The 17,749-nt window shown below is 50.1% G+C and carries 13 protein-coding genes and 1 rRNA gene; 1 reads left to right on the top strand and 13 read right to left on the bottom strand.

What is annotated here, in order from left to right:
- Positions 1-4: 4 nt before the first annotated feature.
- The 6 genes from proB to dapE form a co-directional block, all read right to left on the bottom strand.
- A complete protein-coding gene (gene proB / locus G464_RS0105580; RefSeq protein WP_022857072.1) occupies positions 5-1,141 on the bottom strand; it encodes a glutamate 5-kinase in 1,137 nt (378 codons plus the stop codon).
- 14 nt (positions 1,142-1,155) lie between these two features.
- The gene (gene obgE / locus G464_RS09070; protein WP_022857071.1) at positions 1,156-2,997 is read right to left on the bottom strand and encodes a GTPase ObgE; all 1,842 of its coding nucleotides are present in this window, start codon (positions 2,995-2,997) and stop codon (positions 1,156-1,158) included.
- Between the two features lie 307 nt (positions 2,998-3,304).
- Positions 3,305-3,556 (bottom strand): 50S ribosomal protein L27, encoded by a 252-nt coding sequence (rpmA, locus tag G464_RS0105565; protein ID WP_022857069.1) that lies wholly within the window; start codon positions 3,554-3,556, stop codon positions 3,305-3,307.
- A gap of 50 nt (positions 3,557-3,606) precedes the next feature.
- Positions 3,607-3,915 carry a 50S ribosomal protein L21 gene (rplU, locus tag G464_RS0105560; RefSeq protein WP_022857068.1) on the bottom strand — a complete coding sequence of 103 codons (309 nt, stop codon included), beginning with the start codon at positions 3,913-3,915 and terminating at the stop codon, positions 3,607-3,609.
- 246 nt (positions 3,916-4,161) lie between these two features.
- Positions 4,162-7,671: an Rne/Rng family ribonuclease gene (locus tag G464_RS09065; protein ID WP_080651164.1), complete on the bottom strand. Its 3,510-nt coding sequence runs from the start codon at positions 7,669-7,671 to the stop codon at positions 4,162-4,164.
- Between the two features lie 239 nt (positions 7,672-7,910).
- The gene (gene dapE / locus G464_RS0105550) at positions 7,911-9,140 is read right to left on the bottom strand and encodes a succinyl-diaminopimelate desuccinylase (RefSeq protein ID WP_039777693.1); all 1,230 of its coding nucleotides are present in this window, start codon (positions 9,138-9,140) and stop codon (positions 7,911-7,913) included.
- Positions 9,141-9,197: 57 nt separating this feature from the next.
- Here dapE and G464_RS0105545 point away from each other — a divergent pair, with 57 nt between their 5' ends.
- Complete coding sequence (locus G464_RS0105545; RefSeq protein WP_021617653.1) at positions 9,198-10,139, top strand: AEC family transporter; 942 nt, start codon at positions 9,198-9,200, stop codon at positions 10,137-10,139.
- A 556-nt stretch (positions 10,140-10,695) separates the two neighbouring features.
- Here the strand turns inward: G464_RS0105545 and G464_RS0105540 are convergent.
- From G464_RS0105540 to rrf, 7 genes are all read right to left on the bottom strand, one after another.
- Positions 10,696-12,018: a Maf family nucleotide pyrophosphatase gene (locus G464_RS0105540; RefSeq protein ID WP_022857066.1), complete on the bottom strand. Its 1,323-nt coding sequence runs from the start codon at positions 12,016-12,018 to the stop codon at positions 10,696-10,698.
- A 20-nt stretch (positions 12,019-12,038) separates the two neighbouring features.
- Positions 12,039-12,965, bottom strand: coding sequence for a homoserine kinase (thrB, locus tag G464_RS0105535; RefSeq protein WP_022857065.1), 927 nt, complete (start codon positions 12,963-12,965; stop codon positions 12,039-12,041).
- A 200-nt stretch (positions 12,966-13,165) separates the two neighbouring features.
- A complete protein-coding gene (locus tag G464_RS0105530) occupies positions 13,166-14,455 on the bottom strand; it encodes a homoserine dehydrogenase (protein ID WP_022857064.1) in 1,290 nt (429 codons plus the stop codon).
- A 27-nt stretch (positions 14,456-14,482) separates the two neighbouring features.
- Positions 14,483-15,298, bottom strand: coding sequence for a fumarylacetoacetate hydrolase family protein (locus G464_RS0105525; RefSeq protein WP_022857063.1), 816 nt, complete (start codon positions 15,296-15,298; stop codon positions 14,483-14,485).
- A gap of 57 nt (positions 15,299-15,355) precedes the next feature.
- Positions 15,356-16,141 carry a YggS family pyridoxal phosphate-dependent enzyme gene (locus G464_RS0105520; protein ID WP_022857062.1) on the bottom strand — a complete coding sequence of 262 codons (786 nt, stop codon included), beginning with the start codon at positions 16,139-16,141 and terminating at the stop codon, positions 15,356-15,358.
- Positions 16,142-16,574: 433 nt separating this feature from the next.
- Entirely contained in the window at positions 16,575-17,303 is a 729-nt protein-coding gene (locus G464_RS0105515) for an MIP/aquaporin family protein (protein WP_021617644.1), read from the bottom strand.
- A gap of 148 nt (positions 17,304-17,451) precedes the next feature.
- Positions 17,452-17,569 (bottom strand): 5S ribosomal RNA (gene rrf, locus G464_RS0105510).
- Between the last annotated feature and the right edge of the window lie 180 nt (positions 17,570-17,749).

Here is a 17,749-nt window from a genome sequence, read left to right as displayed (position 1 = left end):
CACATTAGCGCGTGGGCTTTACTAACACCAAATCATCGCGATGAATAATGGGACGAGCATATTCTGCTCCCAAGAATCTCTCAATCTGCTCAGTATTTTTTCGAGCAAGCGAGGAAATATCATCCGAATCAAAAGCACATAATCCGCGAGCAATTTTATTGCCATGCGTATCTTCTACCCACACCGGAGCGCCAGCAGAAAAATCACCATCCGCACCTAAGGTTCCTACAGCTAGTAGCGAGGTTTTCCCTGTTTGTACGGCACGAGCAGCGCCATCATCCACCACAACAGTTCCCTGAGGATGAGAAGCATAACCAATCCATAGACGTCGAGCTGATTCGCGAGCGCGAATAGGCGCAAACGCCGTTCCCGCAGCATCGCCCATTAATGCAGGAGCTGCATTAGCTGCAGACGTAAGCAAGCATGGAATACCGGAGGCGGTGGCAATGCGCACTGCATCCACCTTGGTCACCATCCCGCCCGTACCCACAGCCGAGCCCGTCCCCGCAATCGTCGAATCGTCAATCTCTTCAAGAGCATTATGCACAAAAGTCAAGCGCCGCGCCCCCGGCTGACTTGGAGGAGCAGTGTAGAGTCCGTCAACGTCGGAGAGCAGAATCAAAGCTTGAGCACGCACAATATTGGCTACAAGCGCACTTAAATGATCGTTATCTCCAAAACGCACTTCACTGGTAACCAACGTGTCGTTTTCATTCACAATAGGAACAACGCCGAATTCAAGCAAACGCTCCATCGTGTTGCGCACATTGCGGTAGCGCGCAGAACGCATGGTATCTTGGGCAGACATGAGCACCTGTCCAACACGGATATCGTAGCGTGCAAAGGCTTTCTCATACTCCGCCATGAGCAATCCTTGCCCCACGGCTGCAGCTGCTTGGCGAGAAACTGAATCATCAGGACGGCTAGTAAAACCGAGTGGCTTCAAACCAGCTGCCACCGAACCAGACGACACAAGCACAACGCGCGCCCCCAACTGAACAGCGGAGGCTAGCGATGTAACTAAATGGTTGAGTTTATCGACATCGAGCATGCCCTGTGCCGAAGTCAGTGAACTTGAGCCCACCTTCACCACAATTGTTTGTGCTTGCAGAATGCGACTGCGTGTTTGTTCCTCATTCATAAATTCGTGAGCCTTTACTCTGCGCTCTCTACACTCTCCATACCATCAGCGCGTGCTCCTTCAGCGCCGTCGTTAAAACGCGCTCCTTCACCACGTGCACCATCAGAACCACCATCAGCATCAAAACGCTTCAAGAAGTCCTGAGCACCTTCAGGGTCATCTACGCGAGACGGATCTGCCCAGTGTCCAGCTTTACGTTCTTCCATCATGGCGTTACGCACAGCTGTTTTGGCGTCCATCCACTCGTGGTAACGACGGCGACGCTCCACATTTGTACGACGACGGTTAAGACCTTGAACCTCATCCAAACGCAAATCATGACCGCGTTGAGCATGTGGGTCTCCGTCCAGCATTTCTGCACCAGCTTGCACAGTTGGATCCCAATCAAAAGCCATAGCATTCTCGCCACGTCCAATGCGAACTTCATCACCTACGCGAGCGCCTTTAGCACGCAAAGCATCTTCCACTCCCAAACGAGCCAAGCGGTCAGCCAAATAACCCACAGCTTCCTCGTTATCAAAGTTTGTTTGGCGCACCCAACGTTCAGGCTTCGAGCCGGTAACAGTAAACCAGAAGTTGCCATCGCGATCCTGCTCACGCTCAATCTCAAAGTCAAAGCCCAAACCTACAGCCTTAGAATTACGTGCTTTGCGTTCAAGAGGACGAATAACAACGCGCTCTTCTTCCGCAGCTGCCATCCGCTCAGCAACGCGCGCACGCATCTTCTCCACCAAATCACTCAACGCATACGTCAGTTGCTTTAATCCTTCATGAGAAGCCGTCGAAATAATAAAGACCTTATGTCCCATCTTCTCAAAATCAGGCTTCACAAACTCAGCTAATTCCTTAGCATCAGGAATATCAGCCTTGTTCAAAATAATCACTCGCGGACGCTCGGCAATAGGAATAGCGCCTAAAGGAGTGCCAAGCTGCTCAGCATACTGAGCAAGCTCATTTTCTAAAGCATAATAATCAGACACAGGGTCACGGTCTTGTTCAAGCGTTGCGCAATCAATCACATGAGCGATAACTTGCGTGCGCTCAATATGACGTAAGAATTCCAAGCCTAAGCCCTTACCTTGTGCGGCGCCTGGAATAAGTCCTGGAACGTCAGCAATAGTAAAACGCTTATCTCCCGTATTGACCACGCCAAGATTAGGAACCAAAGTAGTAAATGGGTAATCAGCAATCTTTGGACGCGCAGCCGACAGCGTGGACACCAGCGAAGATTTACCCGCACTTGGATAGCCTACCAACGCAACATCTGCAATAGATTTCAGCTCCAAAATAATATCGCGCTCTTCACCAGGTTCGCCAAGTAAGGCGAAGCCTGGAGCTTTACGGTTTTTGCTCGCTAAAGAACGATTGCCTAAACCACCAGCGCCACCTTGAGCCGCCACAAAACTATCTCCAGCGTGACTTAAGTCAGCGAGAATCTCCTCGTTCTTGTGCTTTGCCGCGCTTATAACGGTGTTCGTTTTGGCAACAGCAGCCCCAGCACTACCAGCACCAGAAGTAGCAGCTCCACCGGTTCCATTAGCACCCGTAACCGAGCTAGCCGCAAAAACAACCGTGCCTACTGGAACAGGCAAAATCAAGTCCTCTCCGCGAGAACCATCCTTGTTATCGCCTTTACCCATCGTGCCACTAGGCGCTGTGCGATGAGGCATATAACGGTAGTCCAGCAATGAGGTTGCGTTAGTATCCGCTACAACGATAACGCTACCGCCGTCGCCACCATCACCACCGTCTGGGCCAGCTAGCGGCTTGTATTTTTCGCGTCGAATAGATGCAGCACCGTTACCGCCATCGCCGCCTTTAACATGAACCGTTACGCGGTCTACGAAGTCACTCATGATTTATCCTTATATACCTTTACAACAGACCCCTGCTCAGAGAACTCGTCGCTCGGAGATACTCCGCGAGCAGAGACATTCCTCGTTCGCTCGGAACGCCCTATTAAGAGAAATACCTCATTAAGAGAGATACCCTCTAGCGCAGCACACCCCGCGAAGAGACTCTCACTCAGAGCCCCCCCCTCACTCAGATCCCCGTTAAGAGCCGCACCCTGCAAGCAAGCTCACCCCGTGAACAGAACCCCCACAAAAGCCTTATATACACAAAAAGCCGCGCTCAAGTGGCGCGGCTTCAAGCTGTCCGAATTTACTCGGAGATTACGTCTACAACCTTGCGATCGCGACGGGTACCGAACTTTACGGTGCCGTCTACGAGAGCAAAGAGAGTGTGATCCTTGCCAAGACCAACGTTCTGGCCTGCATGGAACTTAGTACCGCGCTGGCGAACGATAATGTTGCCTGCTACTACTGCTTCACCGCCGAACTTCTTCACACCCAGGTATTGTGGGTTTGAATCGCGACCGTTGCGGGTACTTGCCGCACCTTTCTTATGTGCCATGACTTATTCCTTTCGAAAAATGACTCGGCTATAATCCTCTACACCGCGAGTTACGCGATAGAGGTTACCTTGAGAACAGTCAACTTCTGGCGGTGACCCTTACGGCGTGCTACACCAGTCTTGTTCTTGTACTTCTGGATGCTAATCTTTGGACCCTTAGCTTCGTCGTCTACAACTTCGGCCTTAACAGTCATCTTTGCCAAGTCCTTAGCTGCGAGAACAACCTTGGAACCATCAACTACGAGTGCAACAGGGAACTCTACGGTATCGCCCTTCTTTGCATCAAGACGGTTGACGGTAAATTCGTCGCCTACCTCGACCTTTTCCTGGTGGCCGCCGGCTTTCACAATAGCGTACATGTTCTTACCTTTGCCTCTTAAAAGCTTTAACGTTCGTTTTATCTTCTAAACTGTTCTCGGGCATACCAACCCGAGGCGTTCACAAGACACCAACAATCTAATATATTGCATCGCTTGACATCCGTCAAGTCGAGCAACACACAGGACTTGTAACTTTACTGCCTAGTTTGGACGAGCAATACGGTTACGCGCCCTGTTTCGTTGCTGCAAACAAAATCTTCACGATTATTGCTTGGTAGCGGCCTTTTACTCGACTTCCTGATTATGCTGATTATGCTCTTTGCCCGCCCGAGAACCACGTGACTCTTGCAAGGTCTTGAGGTCTTCAGAAATCAAAGCCAAGGTTGTAGATGCTTCACGGTTTTCCACGCTTGGCGTTTCGCTCGTGTCCGCTCTTTCATTGCGATCATCACTACGACCATCGCTACGATTTTCAGCTCCATCTGCTGCACTGTTATTGTACTGACCGCCTTCACTCTGAGCATTAGAAACCACAGCATTGCCCGGCACTCCAGAAGACACACCAGAAGACACCGCAACGCTGTATCCACTGTTTGCATTCGCCGAAGCTGCAGCAATTGCTGCCATAGAGTTTTTAGCTTTTTCACTCGTTCCAGCGCGTTCTTCGCGTGGCTGAGCAGTCTCGCTCACCTTTCCATGAGCAATATGAGCAGCATGTGCAGAGTGAGCCGCATGCTTATTTGTCTTTACGAAAGGATCTCCACCCTTCATTGCATACGGATCATCATACTGAGCGGACACAGTTGGCTCGTCATGCAAAATAAAGCCACGACCACCACAGGTTGGGCACTCCTCTGAGAAGGCTTCAACCAAGCCTTGTCCCACGCGCTTTCGTGTCATCTGAACCAAACCCAGCGAGGTTACTTCAGCAACCTGATGTTTCGTACGGTCTCGAGACAAACACTCAACCAATCGACGCAAAACAAGATCGCGGTTAGCAGGCATCACCATATCCACGAAATCAATCATGACCATGCCTCCAATATCGCGCAAACGCAGCTGACGCACAACTTCCTCAGCAGCTTCCAAATTGCATCGGGTAACTGTCTCTTCCAGCGACTTGCCCTTGCCAATAAAACGTCCTGTATTCACGTCAATCGTGGTCATTGCTTCGGTACGGTCAATAACCAAAGAACCGCCGGACGGCAAATATACCTGACGCTCCATGCCCTTACGCAACTGGCTATCAATCTGCCAGCGGTCAAACACGTCTTTACCTCGATGCTCTGCTGGGTCCCAACGTTCTACGCGGTCAAGCAAATCAGGCGCAGCAGATTCAATATATTCATGAATGCGGTTATATACATCTTCGCCCTCAACAACAAGCTTCTTAAAGTCATCGTTAAAGATGTCTCGAATCACGCGAATAACAACGTCTGGCTCGCCTTGCAGGAGATGCGGTTTCTTGGAGTTCTTCAGTTCCTCTAACTGAGCAGAAATATGCTCCCACTGGTTCTTCAGATGCTCGAAATCTTTAATAATAGCTTCTTCAGGAGCGCCTTCAGCAGCGGTTCGAATAATAACGCCCACTTCTTCTGGAGCTACTTTCGACACAATAGACTTCAAACGAGCACGCTCGCGTTCAGGAAGTTTGCGGCTTACTCCTGTCATGCTTCCCGATGGCACGAGCACAAGGAAACGACCTGCAAGAGTAATCTGGCTGGTTAAGCGTGCACCTTTATGTCCGATTGGATCTTTCGTTACCTGAACGAGCACAGGATCGCCTGACTGGAAAGCGTGTTCCATACGACGAGGCTGACCATCTAAACGTGTGGTATCCCAATTCACTTCGCCTGCATACAGCACACCGTTGCGCGCCTGACCAATATCTACGAAGGCTGCTTCCATGCTTGGCAGCACGTTTTGCACGCGACCTTGGTAAATATTGCCCACAGCGGATACTTCTGCAATATCGGAAATATAATGTTCAACCAGCACATCGTCTTCAATAACGGAGACCTGCGTATGGCTTCCGCGTTCGCGCACAACCATTAAACGGTTGACTACTTCACGGCGAGCTAAGAAATCTTGCTCTGTAATCAGTGCTGACTGACGGTTACGGTCGCGACGATTATCGCGACGACGCTGACGCTTCGCTTCCAAACGTGTTGAACCGGCAACATCCGTAATTTCATCAATATACTGCTGCTTACGGGAACGACCGCGCGTATCTTCTCCTGTGTCTACTGAAGAAGACAACGAATCAGACGACTGATTATCATCGTCCTGCGCATTCTTCGAGCCACGGCGACGACGGCGACGACGACGTGTGGTGAACTCTTCATCCGCTTCCTCAGCTTCTTGAAGCATAGCGCTACGGCGACGAGGACGGCGCGAAGAGCTTTCAAAGCTTTCCGCTTCATCATCATTGCGCATATCGCCTTCAATAGGCTCGTAGTCAATCTCATCGAGCTCCAAGTCGCTTTCAATCAGCTCGACTTCTGCTGCTGCTCGACGCTCTTGAGCATTCAGACGGCGATTGCGACGAGAGCGCGAATCTGTGTCGAATTCGTCAACATATTCCGCAGAACCGTTTTCTTCGTTACGCTCATTGCGCTCGTTACGTTCGTTTTTATCTTTGCGGTTACGACGGCGAGAAGAACGCACGTTGTCGTCATCCTCATGCTGATTATTCTGTGCGCTTGAACGAGAACGTTCAGTTTCATCTAAAGCAACGCTAATAGTATCGAGAACATCGTTATTATCTGCGTTCTCATGATTCTTATCGCGACGATGACGGCGATTGCGATGCAAGGTATTCTCGTCCTGCTCTTCATCGCGATAATCGCTACGCGATGAGCGCGTTATTTCAGGAATAACAGGAGCTTGGAACAGCAGGCTCATCATCGGATTGGTTGGAGCACTGAATTCTTCGACTGCACGAGCATCCTCATGATTTGTTTGGGATGACGAGAACTCTAAAGCCTGACTTACTGCTGCACGAGCACGTTCAGAACGTGCTGTTGGTGTATCTTGTGCAGAATCTGGTTCTTGAGCTGCGCTAAACTGCTCCTCGGCTTTCGCGCGATTAGCACTGTTATTGCTACGGTTAGCGCTGTTAGCGCTGTTAGCGCTGTTGGCACTGGTAGCACTGGTAGCGCGATCCTCCATTGTGATACGACGGCGAAGGCGTGAATGCTGAACGCGCGGATTTTCGTCTCGCTCTTGAGTCTTTTCTTCTGCCACCACTTGCGAAGTAACAGCGGATTCCTCAGAATCGGTCTCGGTGCTTCCCGAAGGCTTATGCTCAGAAACAGCGCGAGAGCTCTCCTGAGCACTCTTCTGCGTTGCAGACTCTTCTACAACAACTTCGTCCGGAACAATAATGCCTCTATCAACAAAGAGTTCGCTAGCAATGCGTTGAGCTTTGTCGCTGCGCGTATATGCCGCTGATGTCTGCTGTGCAGACGTGCGGTTCTTCTCGCTATCTGCAGGTTCAGAACCGTCGCTGGACTGCTTATCCGATTGCTTTTCCGTCTGCACACCAGCCCGCTCATTCGGCATATTCTCCGCATTCTGTACGCTCTGCCCGTCTGCCTGCGTTATTGCCTGTACCTGCTGAGTAGTATCAGCACTTTCAGGCTTAGCGTTCACCTGAGATTGAGCTGATGTCTCTTGAGAAGATACAGTATGCGAAATTTGTGTTACTTGGGAATCCTGAGAACCGCTAACACGCACAACACGGCGCGATCCTTTATTAGTGCGACGTCCCAGAACAGGTGGTTCCTGATTCATACGCTCAGACACTTGTGTCTCCAGTCAAGCAGCTGCGTCTGCTGTGCTTTCCGTGTTTACAGCTCACCTATAAGATGACACGTTTTGCAACGTTTCGTTTCATCGGTGCACCGTAAACGGTTAAAAGTCTGTCATATCTATGCGGACGCCAACGCTTGCCTACAAATCCTCATGTTTTCATCCCTATTAGGCAAGGGGATCAACGCATAGTGTGTGGTTACTACGCAGAGTTACCGAGTTCAGTTTACCACAGGAATTGCTCTGAGCCACGTCTCTAAAAGTTGCGCATACTCAGTCACAGCATCAAGAGCTACTTGTTCATCTGATTTATGAGCCAGCAGAGCATCTCCTGCACCCAGATTTACTGCATGAATTCCCAAAGAACTAAAACGCGCCACATCTGTCCAGCCAAATTTCGCGCGTGGCTGCTCGCCAGTTGCGTCACGAACTAAAGATACCAAAGACTGAACGAGCGGATGCTGCAAACCTGGGCGAGCGCCTGCTGATTCATCTTTCATATCAATATCAAAGCCTTCAAAAAGCCCCCCGTCAGCTCGTACCGGCCCTACTCCTACTCCACTAGCAGTCGCGCAGCCTTCTCCCATCAGTAAAGCTTTTGCTTGCTGTATCGTCTTATCTGGAGCAAAACGATAATTCACATGCACACGGCAGTGTTGCGGAATAATATTCGTCCCTTCTCCGCCCTCAATCATGGTTGCGTTTAATCCTTCGCGATAATCCAAACCGTCAACACTAATCGTTGCCGGCTCATATTCGCTAAGCAAAGTCAGTACTCGAGCAGCATGATGAATCGCATTGTCTCCCATCCATGCACGCGCGGAATGTGCGGCTACTCCATGAGTAAGCACATCAAAACGCATAGTTCCGTTGCAGCCGCCTTCAATAAGACCGCTGGTCGGCTCACCAATAATCGCAAAATCTCCCTGCACCCACTCAGGATGCGCAGCCAGCACATGACCCAAACCATTCTTCTCTGCCTGCACTTCTTCATGGTCATAAAACACATAAGTCACGTCGCAACGCAGCTTATCCGCGCTATCTAAAACGCCCGCTAAATACGCAAATACTGCATCGCTCGCCTTCATATCGGTAGCTCCACGCCCCCACATAACTGGAGACTGCGGATAATCTCGCGCAACGTCTTCACGGATACGCGCATCTCCTGGCTGCAATATTTGCGGCGGAAAGTTATCGATAACAGGCACCACGTCTATATGGCCTACCAGCAGCACGCGCTCAGCCTTGCCAAAATGAGTTGAAGCCACCACAGTATCTTCATGGCGATGAACCTCTAAATGCACATAGCCGCGCAGATATTCTTCGAGAGCATCAGCGAGCGCGCTTTCTTCATCAGAAACCGAGTAGATGCGCATAATGCGTTCGAACAGCGCGTGCAGGCGTGTTGGATCCAGTTGCGTTACATTTTCCGTGATGTCTAGAGCAGTCATAATTCATATCGTAAACTATCTGCACCCTGAGAGCATACATCGTGGCACTATGTGAGTATGGGATTATTGAGTGCGTTGCAGGGTTTTGCGGTTATTGGCATTGTTATTGGCACAGGATATGTGGCGGCACGTCTGCAAATTGGCGGTTCTCAGGCTCAATACGTTTTGAACCGCATAAGTTTTTTCGTTTCTAGCCCGTGCCTAATGTTTGCTATTTTATCGAAAGAACATTTAAATAAAATTTTTGATTCAACGATTATTGTTGCTTTTGCTTCTGCTGCAGCTGTGGGACTTATTTTTATTCTTATTAACTCTTTGTTTTTTAAGCTGGAGAAAGCAGAAACAACGATTGGCGTGCTCAACTCTTTGTATTTAAATTCCAATAATATTGGATTGCCTGTGGCCACATATATTATTGGCAACCCTGCTTTGGTAGCTCCTATCTTGGTTATGCAGCAGGCTCTGTTTACTCCTGTTGCATTGACTGTTTTAGACGTTCAGACCAGCGGTAAGTTTTCTTTCAAACGCATTGCATCGCAGCCGCTGCATCAGCCACTGCTGATTGGTTCGTTAGCAGGTATTACCATATCTTGGATTTCTGCTATGGCAGGGCATTTTATTGTTCCGCAATGGATTTTTGATCCGATTAATATGATTGGTAATTCTGCTGTTCCGCTGATTTTGATGGCTTTCGGCATGAGTTTGTATGGAACTAAACCTCTGCAGAAAGGCGCGCATATTCCAGCTATTGCTACTGTTGCTGTGCTGAAGAATATTGTGATGCCTCTGATTGCTTTCGTTTTGGCATATCTGATGGGTTTCCGCGGCGCTACCTTATATGGCTGCGTTATTTTAGCTGCTCTGCCAACAGGACAAAACGTTTACAATTACGCAGCGCGCTATGATGTAGGGACGAGCTTTGCGCGCGATGGCACGCTGTTTAGCACTTTGACTTCACCATTATGTATTTCGATTATTGCTTTACTGTTTAGTCATTAAAACACTGAAAGGTAATTCCGCCACGAATAAATAGAATGATTCATTGTGATTCGCGTGCTGTATCTTTCACCGCTATCAATAGCACTACTCGTTAAAGCTGTTTGACCACTCAAATCGCAGCTGGTAAAAGCTTTACCATTCACTGCTAAACACAGCCATGAAAGATACAACAGAAAACGCACGCACGGCAACCAACAGTGCTACCATCGCCTCACGAGGAACAAAACAGACCCTTCGGTTTTGATCGGGGTTGTGAAGATTGCAGGTGCGTGGAGGTTGTGAGTGTGGAACGCTAGCAATGCTCGCGATCATCGTTAAGAGTGTTTTCAGTCTTCGTGCTGTGCGTGAATCGTGGAACGCTCTACCAAGTCATGCTTCACGAACCACCCTAGGGCTCCTACACACCGCAATAATAAACAGATAAGCCCAACAAAAACCAAAAACCTCGCTAAGTCCCAAGCGCGACAAAACAACACGGACAGAATTGATTAGTGGAACTTGCTGGTGGAGGATGCCCTTTTAGACCACCCTCCACTAGCAACGTAGAATAGCGTATTTACACGCGCTGCTCTCGAGCAACAACATTCAATCGTTGCTCAAAATTCGCCCAATCTTGCTTAAAGTACGAGAGTAATGGCACGCTATCCATGTCTTCTACTGCAAGCCACCGTACATCTTCGCTTTCGTCATCTGTAGCAAGAGGACGAACCATATGTTCTGGTTTTTCAAAAGCAAATACTGTTGTGTAGCTCCATGGACCGTGGTCTTCGCAGTACGCGCCCACCACCACAATATCGTCCGGATGAATATTCGCCTCTTCAGCAGCCTCGCGCAACGCCCCCTCGATCACGTTTTCTCCCGTTGCCAGCGCTCCACCCGGGATGCCCCATGTGCCCCCTTCCGCGCTCCATACTGCGCGGTGTTGCATAGCAACATGGGAAATATTCCCATCATCATCGCGTCGTGCCACGAGTACGCCCGCTGCACTATTGCGCCCCCAATGTTTATGCCCGCATGCACAGTCAATCCACCCGTCTCCAGGTTGCATAATATTGCTGTCCGGAATATCTGGGGTCACCTCTTTCGCATGGGTGAAAATCTGAGCATCTGTCGCATTCCACAGATTCGTCCAACTAATGCCCAGTTCTTCAACTAATGCACGCACCGTGGGAACGCTCAAACCCATAACACCGCTAGGATCTCCTTGAATAGACTCAATAAATGCTGAGCCAATCCCTTCGAGAGTAAAGCAGCCAGCCACTTCCAATGGTTCACCTGTTGCAATATAACGTTCAATATCATCATCGCTAAAGTCAGCAAAATTCACATGAGCGTAACTAATGGACTGAGCCATATCTCCGGTCGATAAATCAATAACCACATGACCAGTCCATAATGTTCCTGTAGCCCCACGCATAGCGCGTAAACGTTCACGCGCAACCTCAGCCGTATGCGGCTTTCCATACACAGCCCCGTCAAGAGTGAACAGCGAATCACAGCCAATCACCACTGGACCGCGCACAAGTCCCGACAGCCCTAAGTGGTCACGCACGTAATCAGCTAAATCAACACGTTCGGCAACGCTTCCCTGCCCTTGCTCTATCGGACGCGAAATTGTTAACTCTCCGCGAGCCTCCTGCATCGTGTTCCACGTGGAACGGTAGTCATCAGCAACAGCTTGTGCTTTAGCGCGCGCCAAAACGAGCACCCGCTCTTCAACGCTTAAATCGTTGACGTGCACGCCGCGGTCAGTTGCCAAAGACGCTAAAACAGCATCTTCATCTACATGCGATACGCGTATTGTGGGACAAATACCGGCATGCACCAGCAAACGAGCGCGAGATGGCGATTGAGAAGCTAAAACAACAGGAATAGTCATAATTTCACTCCTTTTCAACGTTATTCAGCGCTAATCTGCACTCCCGAACGGTCTACCGATAAATGCACCATATGCCAATGGCTCATATCCACGCCACGAGCAGTAATATTATGCAAACTATCGGTAGCGTCAGAAGCATGTAATGCGAGCACGCATGGACCGGCGCCAGAAATAGTAGAAGCGTATCCTTGAGAGCGCAAGAAAGTCATTAAATCAGCAGATGCTTGCATCAGAGGTGCGCGATACGGCTGATGCAAGGTATCTTCAGTCGCCTCAAATAACAAGTCATTATCTGCATTCGCCATAGCTGCTGGAAGCAGAGCAACGCGCGATACATTAGTCAAAGCATCTGCATACGGTACGGTTGACGGCAAAACTTTGCGCGCTTCTTCAGTAGACAATTCAAAATTCGGAATAAAAATCCACGCATGAATATCTTTATGCACTGGGTATATTTGCGTGCGAAAATCCTGCCCGCTCTTCCACGAAACTGTCATACCGCCATAGACTGCTGGCGCTACGTTATCAGGATGACCCTCTATACGCGCAGCAACCTGGAAAATAGCATCGCGTATTTCGCGCTGAGTGCTATCTAATCCCGCTAAGCCAGCGGCCAAACTAACGCCCGCGACAATAGCGCTAGCAGATGACCCCATTCCGCGGGACTGAGGAATACGGTTATACGCTTTCATGCGCAAACCAAACTCCGGCAAATCAAACTCTTCAGCAGCAGCCCGCAAAGCTTTAACAATCAGGTGACGCTCATCGCGCGGCAATGTATCTGCACCCTCACCAATAATCTCAATATCTACGCTTTGTGTAGGCAAAGCTTCTACATAAATCGTGTCGTAGAAGCCCAAGGCTAAACCGCAGGCGTCGAAACCAGGTCCCAAGTTGGCGCTTGTTGCTGGAACGTCCACACGAACGCGCGATGCTGCAAAAACCATCATGTTCCTTACTATATGCTGTTTCTCAGAGCTGGCTCAAGATAAAAAATACTCAAGATAGGAAGCGACTCGAGACACTCAAGCGGCTCGAGATAAGAGAATACTCGAGATAAGAAAACACTCAAGCTTCTCAAGCCTCTCACTTCAGTCAGCGCTGGATTCAGTTACACACTTCACATCAGTTACACAGTTTCTGTCTATTAGTCTTCAAAAACTCGCATAATCGACAGCACAGAGCCAATAGATTTAGCATTGGATACTTCTTCTGCTGTTTCGCGAATAACTCGATCAGCCACGTTATGAGTGGTAATCCATAATTCGTGATTGCCGTTTTCGTCTTCTTCTGGACGCTGCTGCACTGCACGAATAGAAATGTTGTGCTTAGCAAAAATATCGGAGACGCGCGCGAGCACGCCGACAGCGTCAGCTACGCTTAAGCGCATCATGTAGGAGGATTCCACTTCGGAAGCATCCACGATTGGCTCGTTCGAGTACAGCGGGATGAGCGGACCAGTAGAGCCTGCAGCACGGTGACGCGCAACAGTTACGATATCGCCGGCTACCGCAGAAGCAGTTGGAGCGCCACCTGCACCGCGACCGTAGAACATGAGATCGTCAGAAGCTTCGCCCTCCACGAAGACCGCGTTAAAGCTGCCCGATACCTTGGCCAGCTGATGATTTTCTGGCAGCATAACCGGATACACGCCGGCAGTAATACCCTGCTCAGAACGCTCAACAACAGCAAGAAGCTTGATGATGCGGTTCATCGCGCGGGCTGCAGCAATATCCGATTCGGTGAGGTGTTCAATACCCTCGATATTTACATCGTCCATGCGAACATCGCGATGGAATGCGAGAACAGCCATAATGGCAGCCTTCGCAGCGGCATCGAAACCGCCAATATCTGCGGTTGGGTCGGCCTCTGCGAAGCCCTTAGCCTGTGCGTCCTTGAGTACGGTGTCGAAAGCCAAGCCCTTGGTGGTCATTTCATCGAGAATATAGTTGGTGGTACCGTTCACAATACCCATAATGCGGTTAATGCGGTCTCCCACCATCGACTCGCGCAATGGGCGCACAATTGGAATAGCGCCGCCCACAGCTGCTTCGAAGTAAATATCTACGCCGTTCTTTTCTGCAGCTTCGTACAGTTCTGGACCATGCTGAGCCAGCAGCGCCTTATTCGCAGTAACTACGGAAGCGCCATGATTGAGCGCACTGAGAACGAATGTGCGGGCAGGTTCAATGCCGCCGATGAGCTCTACAACAATGTCTGCGCGCGTGGTTAAGTCTAATGTTTCTGTGGTGAGCAGCGACTTATCAATCCATGGATCGTTTACTTCGTTCGGGTCGAGAACAGCCACACCGGTTAATTCGATGCGAGCGCCTGCGCGGCGAGCAAGTTCATCAGCCTGTTCTACGAGCAAACGTGCGGTCTGCGAACCTACTGTTCCAGCACCTAACAGCGCTACTTTAACGGTTTTCTCTGCCATATTGTCTCCACATTCTTGTGATCAAATTTATGCGCGCACTACTACGTTACGCAAATCGCCAATACCTTGTACATGCACAATCGCCTCATCGCCCGGCTTTAAACTGCCAGTAGCGTATGGGGTACCGGTCAAAATAACATCGCCCGGCAAAAGGGTCGCGAAACTGGAGATAAAAGCGATCTGCTGTTCAATCGAATGAATCAAATTCGCGGTCGTCCCAGAAGCTTCCGGCACGTCCTCGCCGTTCAAAGTGAAACTAATCTGAGCATTCGAATGATCCAAATCTGTCTCAATCCATGGACCCAGCGGGCATGCAGTATCGAAGCCTTTAGCGCGCGTCCATGTGGGGTCATCGCCTTGCAGGTCTCGCAAAGTTACGTCATTGGTGCACGTAAAACCGAGCACATAGTTCATAGCTTCTTCTTCGCTCACGTTCTTCGCGATGCGACCGATAACCACGGCAACTTCTGGCTCGAAATTCATATCGTTGCTAAAGTCTGGGAAAACAATCGGATCGTCCGGACCAATAACAGAGGTGGATGGCTTAGAGAAAATAACCATATCTTCAGGCGCATGAACGCCAGCCATGCCATTAATCTCGCCCATATATTGAGCATGAGCCTCGTAGTTCTTGGCAATACCGTAAATTTTGCTCGGAATAATAGGAGCCAGCAAGCGCACTCCCTCATCGTCCACGCCGAAACGCTCGCCAGTCGGCGATACGGGAGCTCCACCCAAAGGGTAACCAGATAATTCTACGAGATAATCTTTGCCGTCTTCCTCGTCTTTCTGAACGAAAGCGTACGAAACGGTATCATCATGACTGAAACGCGCAATTCTCATACTCTAAGAATATAGAAACCCCGCGAACGCGTGAAAAATGCTCGCTAGATGAACGCGTTAGATAAACGCGCGGGCGCCAAAAATGCCCGTTCCCACGCGCACGATGGTCGAGCCCTCCTCGATAGCCCACTGCATATCCGCGCTCATACCCATCGACAGCTGACTGCAGGTTTCGATACCGCCTTCGCGCAGGCTATCGCGCAGATTGCGGAGGTCCTCAAAACCACGGCGCACGATTTTCTCGTCCTGCACATGCGCACCGATAGTCATGAGACCCTCGAGACGCAGCTGAGGTATAGCGTTAATCGCCGCCGCCATTTCGAGCGCTTCCTGCGGCTCGCAGCCCGACTTGCTCTCCTCGCCCGACTCGTTTACCTCGAGATAGACGCCCACAGTGTGCGTTTGCTCGCTGGTCTCTGCGCTGGCCTCTAGGCGGCGGGCGATGCGCTCGGCCAGCTTGAGCGAATCCACCGACTCGATAACCTGCACATACGGCAGTACCTTAGAGATTTTATTTGACTGCAGCTGACCAATCATGTGCTGAGGTATGCTCAGACCGCGCTCGGCTAGGCCCTGCTTGAGACATTCTGCTTTCGCGAGGATTTCTTGCGGACGATTTTCGCCGATACAGCGGATACCCGCGTCGATAGCCGACAGGATTTCTGCCACGTCGCGCGTTTTTGTAGCCGCAAGTAGCGTTACCTCGTGAGGCTTGCGCCCCGCTTTGACTGCCGCCTGGCTGACCGCTTCCAGCGTTCGATGCACGCCATCGGAGATTTGTTGTGCTCTTTCGGGCGTGATTGTGGTGTTTGCTAAGTCTTTATGATCCATGTATGCAGTCATGCTGTCCACTATAGTGCGGGGTGTGGTTTGTGTGTGGGCGAGGGTCGTGAGGAGTGATTTACGGTACGGCTCGTTTTTCACGACCTTATAATGATGGTTTTGGGGCTGTGGGCAACGAGTCGTAAAGTCAATCACTTTTCACGCCACCAGATGTAGCCGTGGTGAGCGATGCTCAGGTAGCGCTTCGCTCTCCACGGCGAGAAGCACACTTGAAACCGGCTATTTCGAGCTGTAGTGAGCGATGCATCACCAGCAATTCGCTCATCACATTAGCTTGAGCCCTATATGACCGTTCACGTTTGTGGCATTGAGCGATGCGCCCATACCGGTTCGCTCACCACAACACAACCACCCCATAAACGCAAAAAGGGAGATACAGCCGAAGCCATATCTCCCTTATCTAAATCGCTACGAGTAGCTACAACGCTTCTCCTTAGAAGAAGATGCCTGCGAGGAATACACCCACGATAGCACCGCAGATTGGCGCTACAACTGGAATCCAAGCCTCACCCCAGCGAGAGCTGCCCTTGTGCTCGATTGGCAACAAAGCGTGAGCCAGGCGAGGCATCAAGTCGCGCGCAGGGTTCAGAGCTGGACCGGTTGGACCACCCATGGAAGCTACGAGACCCCAAACAATGAAGCCTACGATAATAGCGGCTGCGATTGGAGCCTGCTTACCCCAGTCAAGGCTGAGGATGGTGAGCGCACCGAATACGAGGATAAGGGTACCTACGAACTCGTTAATGAAGTAGTTTGCCTTGTCCTCTGCCTCGTCGGTGGTTGCGAAGGTTGCGAAGATCTCGCCCGCGTTTTCGGTCTTATCGTAGAACGGCTTGTACATAATCCATACAACTACCTGACCGAAGAAAGCGCCGGCCAGCTGAGCGAGAATGTACAGACCTGCTTTATCCCATGAGATCATGCCGTTTACAGCCTGACCGATGGTCATAGCTGGGTTGATATGAGCGCCAGAAACGACACCGAACATAGCTACAGGAATCATTACACCGAGACCGTAACCGGTAGCGATATTAGCCCAGCCGGCGTTATGACCCTTAGTACCGGTAAGCAAGTGATTAGCCACAGCACCGTTACCGAAAAGCATCAAAATAGCAGTTCCAGCAAACTCTGCAAGAAGCTGCATCCATAATGGGAATGTCATTGGTTAAATCTTTCTTCTTTGTCTTCCTCTATCTGATTGATAGAAAGCCTTACATATTGTATAAGAAAATACTGAGAAAGAAGAGAGGAAAATGTGTATATATGAAAAGAGGGCGACCTATCATGGTCGCCCTCTTTAATAAGTGTTGTTGCGGCGGTTTGTTACTCTCCCACACCCTATCGAGTGCAGTACCATCACCGTGCTAGGTCTTAGCTTCCAGGTTCGAAATGGAGACTGGGCGTTTCCCCTAGGCCATGACCACCGCAAAATCTTTAATTATCCTCGTATCCACCGACACGAGGCTCGTGTTGGTTTGGGGACCGGCTAGCAGACGCGAATCGTTTTGTACGCAGATTTAATGTTCCTTGTTGCAAGGAAGAGTATTCAATGTTTAACCAAAACCATAAAAAATTATGGTGTGTTATTGTCTTCGACTATTAGTACCA

The sequence above is a fragment of the Alloscardovia omnicolens DSM 21503 genome (assembly GCF_000420505.1).
In the GTDB taxonomy this organism is placed as follows: Bacteria; Actinomycetota; Actinomycetes; order Actinomycetales; family Bifidobacteriaceae; genus Alloscardovia; species Alloscardovia omnicolens.
Note: the sequence above shows the minus strand (reverse complement) of the source record. Positions and strands in the feature narration are given on the sequence as shown.

Bases quoted from the DNA above. Each gene is read 5' to 3' on its own strand.
- G464_RS09065 (WP_080651164.1), bottom strand. From the start codon at position 7,671: ATGAATCAGGAACCACCTGTTCTGGGACGTCGCACTAATAAAGGATCG.
- dapE (WP_039777693.1), bottom strand. From the start codon at position 9,140: ATGACTGCTCTAGACATCACGGAAAATGTAACGCAACTGGATCCAACA.
- G464_RS0105540 (WP_022857066.1), bottom strand. From the start codon at position 12,018: ATGACTATTCCTGTTGTTTTAGCTTCTCAATCGCCATCTCGCGCTCGT.
- G464_RS0105515 (WP_021617644.1), bottom strand. From the start codon at position 17,303: ATGACATTCCCATTATGGATGCAGCTTCTTGCAGAGTTTGCTGGAACT.
- G464_RS0105545 (WP_021617653.1), top strand. From the start codon at position 9,198: ATGGGATTATTGAGTGCGTTGCAGGGTTTTGCGGTTATTGGCATTGTT.
- G464_RS0105525 (WP_022857063.1), bottom strand. From the start codon at position 15,298: ATGAGAATTGCGCGTTTCAGTCATGATGATACCGTTTCGTACGCTTTC.
- proB (WP_022857072.1), bottom strand. From the start codon at position 1,141: ATGAATGAGGAACAAACACGCAGTCGCATTCTGCAAGCACAAACAATT.
- obgE (WP_022857071.1), bottom strand. From the start codon at position 2,997: ATGAGTGACTTCGTAGACCGCGTAACGGTTCATGTTAAAGGCGGCGAT.
- rpmA (WP_022857069.1), bottom strand. From the start codon at position 3,556: ATGGCACATAAGAAAGGTGCGGCAAGTACCCGCAACGGTCGCGATTCA.
- G464_RS0105520 (WP_022857062.1), bottom strand. From the start codon at position 16,141: ATGACTGCATACATGGATCATAAAGACTTAGCAAACACCACAATCACG.
- rplU (WP_022857068.1), bottom strand. From the start codon at position 3,915: ATGTACGCTATTGTGAAAGCCGGCGGCCACCAGGAAAAGGTCGAGGTA.
- thrB (WP_022857065.1), bottom strand. From the start codon at position 12,965: ATGGTTTTTGCAGCATCGCGCGTTCGTGTGGACGTTCCAGCAACAAGC.
- G464_RS0105530 (WP_022857064.1), bottom strand. From the start codon at position 14,455: ATGGCAGAGAAAACCGTTAAAGTAGCGCTGTTAGGTGCTGGAACAGTA.